The organism is Nitrosophilus sp. (genome assembly GCF_982775275.1).
Genome location: NZ_CEXZHP010000084.1, coordinates 1 through 6,076, shown reverse-complemented (window position 1 = coordinate 6,076; position 6,076 = coordinate 1). Strand labels below are relative to the sequence as shown.

5 protein-coding genes are annotated in these 6,076 nt (G+C 32.6%); all 5 read right to left on the bottom strand.

Features of this window, described 5'->3' with window-relative positions:
• Window positions 1-125: 125 nt before the first annotated feature.
• Window positions 126-2,396 carry a 5-methyltetrahydropteroyltriglutamate--homocysteine S-methyltransferase gene (metE, locus tag AC30RD_RS05315; RefSeq protein ID WP_489493278.1) on the bottom strand — a complete coding sequence of 757 codons (2,271 nt, stop codon included), beginning with the start codon at window positions 2,394-2,396 and terminating at the stop codon, window positions 126-128.
• 445 nt (window positions 2,397-2,841) lie between these two features.
• Window positions 2,842-3,246, bottom strand: a complete 405-nt coding sequence (gene ruvX / locus AC30RD_RS05310; protein ID WP_489493277.1) for a Holliday junction resolvase RuvX — start codon at window positions 3,244-3,246, stop codon at window positions 2,842-2,844.
• Window positions 3,243-4,589: a tRNA uridine-5-carboxymethylaminomethyl(34) synthesis GTPase MnmE gene (gene mnmE / locus AC30RD_RS05305; RefSeq protein ID WP_489493276.1), complete on the bottom strand. Its 1,347-nt coding sequence runs from the start codon at window positions 4,587-4,589 to the stop codon at window positions 3,243-3,245. Before mnmE ends, ruvX begins: the two co-directional genes overlap by 4 nt.
• Entirely contained in the window at window positions 4,586-5,467 is an 882-nt protein-coding gene (locus AC30RD_RS05300) for a Jag N-terminal domain-containing protein (protein ID WP_489493275.1), read from the bottom strand. Before AC30RD_RS05300 ends, mnmE begins: the two co-directional genes overlap by 4 nt.
• 1 nt (window position 5,468) lies before the next feature.
• Window positions 5,469-6,076 (bottom strand): membrane protein insertase YidC (gene yidC, locus AC30RD_RS05295; RefSeq protein ID WP_489493274.1); only part of this gene is annotated, 608 nt, incomplete at its 5' end.

Sequence of the window (6,076 nt, the reverse complement as noted above, 5' to 3'; positions counted from 1 at the left end):
GGACTATTCCCATATCCCCTCCTTTTAAATTTTTATTATTTTATCGAAAAAATTGATTATTTTTTACAACAAAAGTAGTATTAAATGGATTTAAAAAGAAAGTTTAAGTAAGGGGCAAGCGCCCCTTATAGAGAAAATATCTTTTTTCTAACCTCTTTTGTAGCTTTGACCATATTTTTTAATGCGGGGATAACCTCTTCCCATTTTCTTGTTTTTAAACCGCAATCTGGGTTTATCCAAAGTTTGTTTGCCGGAAAAACCGAAAGTCTATCTTCGATCTCTTTTTCAATCTCTTCTACACTTGGGATCCTTGGAGAGTGTATATCATAAACTCCTGTCCCTACCTCTTTTTGATAGTTGTAGTTTTTAAAAGCCTCTAAGATTCTATTGCCGTTTCTTGCTGTCTCGATAGAAATAACATCAGCGTCCATTGCATCAATTGTGGGCATAATATCGTTAAAATCGCTATAACACATATGAGTATGGATCTGAGTCTGGGCCTTTGCGGGTGCCGTTGATATTTTAAAACTCTCAACCGCAACTCTTTCATATTCACTTCTATTTTCTTTCCTTAAAGGATATCCCTCTTTAAATGCCGCTTCGTCCACTTGGATGATTTTTATCCCTTTATTTTGTAGATCTTTTACTTCATCGGCAATTGCCAAGGCCATCTGTTTATATACAACTTCTTTATCAAGATCGTCTCTAACAAATGACCAGTTTACCATAGTAACCGGACCAGTTAGCATCCCTTTTACAAATTTTTCGGTTAAACTTTGCGCATAAGTTATCCACTCTATACTCATAGGTTTTTCTCTGCTTATATCTCCATATATTATAGGAGGTTTTACGCATCTACTTCCATAGCTTTGAACCCAGCCGTTTTCGCTAAAAGCCACTCCATTTAGCATATCGGCAAAATATTCGACCATATCGTTTCTCTCAAACTCGCCGTGAACCAAAATATCAAGTCCTATCTCTTCTTGAACTTTTATGCAATATTTAATAAACTCTTTTATCTTTTTCTTATACTCTACTTCTGTTATCGCTCCTGTTTTGTAATCTCTTCTTACTTTCCTAACTTCAAAAGTTTGAGGAAAGCTTCCTATCGTAGTCGTTGGTAAAATTGGATATTTTAAAACTTCATGCTGAATTTTCAATCTTTCAATAGCACTAATATCTCTTTGTTTATCTTTATCTTTTAGATTTTTTAGTCTATTTTGGACATCCTCGTTATGAATTTGCAATGAAGTTTTTCGTGTTTGGTTTGCTTTCTTGTTTGAATTATAAATTTCTATCTCTTTTTCATCAAGCTCCAAGCCTCTATAAAGCTTATCGATAATTCTAATCTCATCAAGTTTTTCTAACGCAAAAGCAAGCCAGGATTTGATATTTTTATCCAAAATCTTCTCATATTTTAAAGTGTATGGCACATGTAGAAGCGAACAACTTGTTGCTACATAAACTCTATCTTTGTCAATCTCTAAAGAGTTTAAAAACTCTACCTTTTTATCTATATCGCTTATCCAAATATTTCTACCGTCAACTACACCGGCTATTAATATTTTGTCGCTATTTGCTATCTTTGGGATAGATTTTAAATTTTTTGATCCGTAAACAAAATCAAGAGCGATCCCTTTTATTTTGGTATCAACCAAAATATCCACCCCTTCATTTGCCCTCTCAAAATATGTGGATACGAAAATATCGATATTGTTAGATATTTCGCTTAATTTATTATAAGCATATTTTAAAGCCTCAAGCTCTTTTTTAGAAGGATCTTTTACTAATGCTGGCTCCTCAAACTGAACGGTTATATGGGTATCCAATTTTGAGATAATTTTTAAAATATTCCCATAAGCCTCTATTGCACCGCAAATCTCATCAAGAGGATCGTTTCCTTTTGCTCCTCTTGAAAAACTCAAAAAGCTAACCGGACCAATGATGTTGATTTTTGGTTTAATTTTGAGCTCTTTTGCTTCTTTATACTCTTTTATGATTTTTTCGCAATTTGGGATAAACTTTTGATTTGACTCAATTGTTGGAACAAAATAGTGATAGTTTGTATTTAGCCACTTAGTCATAGCAAGAGCTTTATGAGTTTTATCTCCCCTTGCCATAGCAAAATATCTATCGATACCCTCAACATCTTGATACTCTTTTGGCTCGCATCCAAGCATTACGATAGTATCTATCATATTATCATAATAACTAAAATCGTTTACGCTTATAAAATCTATTTTGGCCTCTTTTTGATAATTTAAATGCCTAACTCTTAGCTCTTTTGAAACTTTTTCTAACTCTTCAAAACCAATTTCACCACTCCAATACTTCTCAAGTGCAAATTTTAACTCTCTTTTCTCTCCTATTCTTGGAAACCCGTGTATATAAGTCATTATCACTCCTTATTATTCAAATGTTCGAAGTCGGACTTCGAAGTTTTTAAAAAAATTGTAAATGTTAAGGTAATATCGCAATTTATAGAAAATAAAATGTTTGAAGTCGGACTTCGAAGTTGGAGGAGCTATTCCGGTTTTTGTTTTTCTACATTTGCATATGGGCGGTTTTTTAATGCGGGAGAGTTTTAATGTTTTATAAGCTAAACAAGCAAAAAATATATTGCAAAAACAGGGTTTTTTGGATATTAAAGCCAAAAAATTAAAAAACTTTTGAAATAGACTCTCTAACGGAGGCGGATCTTCATCGCAAGTTTCGTCATCTTTATCATAATTTATTATTTTTAAAATATAGCTTTTAAATGCACTATTTAAAGAGGTCAATTTTGCGCAAGATGTGGTAGCGGCAATTGCCTGAAGAGAAAAATATTTGCCTTTAAAACCTTTAGCTATCATCTTTTTTACTCTCAAGAAATCTTTCTAAAATTAGTGCGGCGGCAATTGAGTCTATTTTTCCATCTTTTTTATGTCTAAACTGCCCTTTTGTTAACTCTTTTGCTTCATATGATGTAAAACTTTCGTCTATATAATGAATTTTTCCAGAAAATTGGATCAAATCTACAAAATGCTTAACTCTTTTTTTCATCTCTTCTTCACTACTTCCACCAAGGGGAACGCCTACCACAAGCTCTTTTATATCCCACTCTTTTAAAAAATTTTCAACCTCTTTTGCCGCTTGAAGTCTGTTTTTTCTAACGATTGCGTTTTGAGGTAAAACGATTTTACCATCAAGAGTTATTGCTACTCCAATTCTTTTTAAACCTACGTCAATTGCTGCTATTTTTTTCATTTTCCTAAACAGAATTCTCCAAACATTTTATCTAAAAGCTCGGCACTCTCCATCGGTCTGGTTATTGAAGCTATAGCCTTAATTGCGTCGTTTATATGATAGGCAAAAATCTCAAGCTCTCCCATTTTTAAAGGAGTAAAGGCTTTTTCTATAGATAAAAGTGCATCTTTAACCGCATCTATCTGCCTTTTTGAGATCAGTAATATCTCATCCCCTTTTGCATAAGAATTTAATAGCTCTTCAAGTCTATTTAAAAGTTTGGAAATATCTTTTTTTACGCTCAATTTTATAGGATTGAATTCTTTTATTTCACTATCGTCAAATTTTTGCTCTAAATCTGCTTTATTCAAAATCACAATAAAATCTTTTTGATCTTTATATTTTTTAATAAGCTCAATTATATTTTTATCTTCTTTTGTTAACTCTTTACTTGCATCAAACATAGCTATGATTATATCGCTTGTCTCTATCGCTTTGATACTTCTTTGAATACCTATTTTTTCGATTGTATCTTTAGCTTCTCTAATGCCGGCGGTATCTACCATTCTAACAAGATGCGTTCCTATCATTACGTTTTCTTCGATAGTGTCTCTTGTAGTTCCTTCTATTTCGCTAACAATAGCCCTTTCATAACTTAATAACTTATTTAAAAGGGAACTTTTCCCGGTATTTGGTTTTCCAATAATTGAAACTTTAAATCCCTCGATTAGTCCCGCTCTTCTTTGGCTGGATGTTAGAGTGGTCGATAGTTTTTCTTTTATTTTAATTAGCTGATCTTCAATCTGCTCCATTAGATCTTTAGGAAGATCTTCTTCGGCATAATCTATATTTACTTCCGCGTAAGCTAAAATTTTGATTAGAGACTCCCTTATATCTTCTATATACTCTTTTAATTCCCCTTTTAGCTGTTTAGCTAAAATTTTTGCTGCATCTTCACTTTTTGCCTCTATTAGTTTCGCGATAGCTTCAGCTTCTGTTAAATCTATTTTGCCGTTTAGAAAAGCTCTCTTGCTAAATTCACCAGGATTTGCCAATCTTGCGCCATACTCAATGACAGTATCTAAAATCTTTCTTGCAACAATTATGCCTCCATGGCATTGAAATTCTATAATGTCTTCACCAGTAAATGAAAAAGGGGATTTAAAATAGATAATAATACTTTGATCTATAATTTCTTTATTTTTATCGTAAAGCAAGGATAGTGTAGCGTATCTTGGAGTAAATCCATCTTTTTTAGAAATTTTTTTGGCAATTTCCAACGCCTTGTCGCCGCTTACTCTTACAATCGCTATCGAGCCTATTCCGTGACTGGTTGCTATGGCGGCAATGGTATCATTATTCATTTTTTTTTGTTAAACTCGTTTACTATAATATATTTTTCACCCTGTCTGTTTGTCCTTATTGCGACATATTTATTTGGAAAAACTTCTCTTAGCTCTTTTAGCGCAATCTGAACTAAAACTCCATCAAGAGGTTTTGTCTGTCCTCTTCCCTCTTTTTTTATTTTTTCTATTAAAGGTTTTAAATAGTTTTTAATCATCTCTTCTTGAGATTTTAAAAATTCGGCAATCTCAAGTCTAATTTGTAGATTGTATTTTGAATTAATCCAGTTAAAGAGCATATAAGAGAGTGCTTTATACCTATATCCCTCTTTTCCTATCAAAAGCGCAGAATCAGGCCCACTAAATTCTATCAGTAGAGTATTGTCATCATAAGGCTTTACAACTACTTTTTCAATATCAAAACAGGCCTCTTTAAAAAGATCGTTAATTTTTTCTTCAACTTCTTTAGCGATATCCTCTATTGAAGTTTTTTCTTTATAAAAATCACTAAACTCCTCTTTAATTTCAGGAAGTTTGATCTCTTTTTTTACCTCTTTTTTTTCTGTTTTTTCTTTTGTCTCTTCTTTTGTTTCCTGTTTTATAAATGATGGTTTTTGAGCCTCGATAGGTTTTGAAATTTCGACTGGTTTTGTCTTGGTTATCTCTTTTTTTTCAACGACTATCTTTTCCTCAACTTTTTCTTCAACTTTCTCCTCTTTCAAAGGTTTTTTACAAGTAGCCAAAATTATTGCGTTTTTTTTGCCAAAGCCTAAAAATCCCTTTGATGGGTGTTGAATAACCTCTATTTCAAGATCGGTTATGGAACATCCAAGCTCAATAGAAGCTTTTTTATAAGCCTCTTCTAAGGTATTGGCTTCTATTTTTTTGCCATTTTCCATTTTAGCTTTCCTTTTGGACAACTTTTTTAGCTTCAAAAGCTTTGTTTACTATCAATTGCTGAATAATGGATAAAATATTGTTAACAAACCAATACAGCGTCAAACCTGCCGGAAATGTTATAAAGAAAAAAGTAAAAACTATTGGAAGATATTGAAAAATCTTCTGCTGCATAGGATCCGTTATTGTTGTAGGAGTGATTTTTTGATGAATAAACATCGTTGCTCCCATCAATATAGGCAAAATAAAGTATGGATCCATTACGCTTAAATCTTTTATCCATAAAATCCATTCAGCGCCTTTAAGCTCTATCGCGTTTAATAGCACTCTATATATAGCAAAAAATACCGGAATTTGCAACAATAGCGGCAAACACCCACCCATCGGATTTGCACCATGCTTTTTATAAAGCTGCATCATATGAGCGTTTAATTTTTGAGGGTCTCCTTTATATTTTTGCTGTAACTCTTTAATTTTTGGAGACAGCTCTTTTAGTTTTTGCATAGATACCATTCCCTTAAAAGTAAGTGGGAATAGAACAATTCTTATTAAAATAGTTAATATTACTATAGCCCAGCCCCAGTTACCAACAAAGTTATAAATTGCAAGAA

Excerpts from the sequence above, each read along its gene's own strand:
- mnmE (WP_489493276.1), bottom strand. The coding sequence starts at position 4,589 with ATGAATAATGATACCATTGCCGCCATAGCAACCAGTCACGGAATAGGC.
- metE (WP_489493278.1), bottom strand. The coding sequence starts at position 2,396 with ATGACTTATATACACGGGTTTCCAAGAATAGGAGAGAAAAGAGAGTTA.
- ruvX (WP_489493277.1), bottom strand. The coding sequence starts at position 3,246 with ATGAAAAAAATAGCAGCAATTGACGTAGGTTTAAAAAGAATTGGAGTA.
- AC30RD_RS05300 (WP_489493275.1), bottom strand. The coding sequence starts at position 5,467 with ATGGAAAATGGCAAAAAAATAGAAGCCAATACCTTAGAAGAGGCTTAT.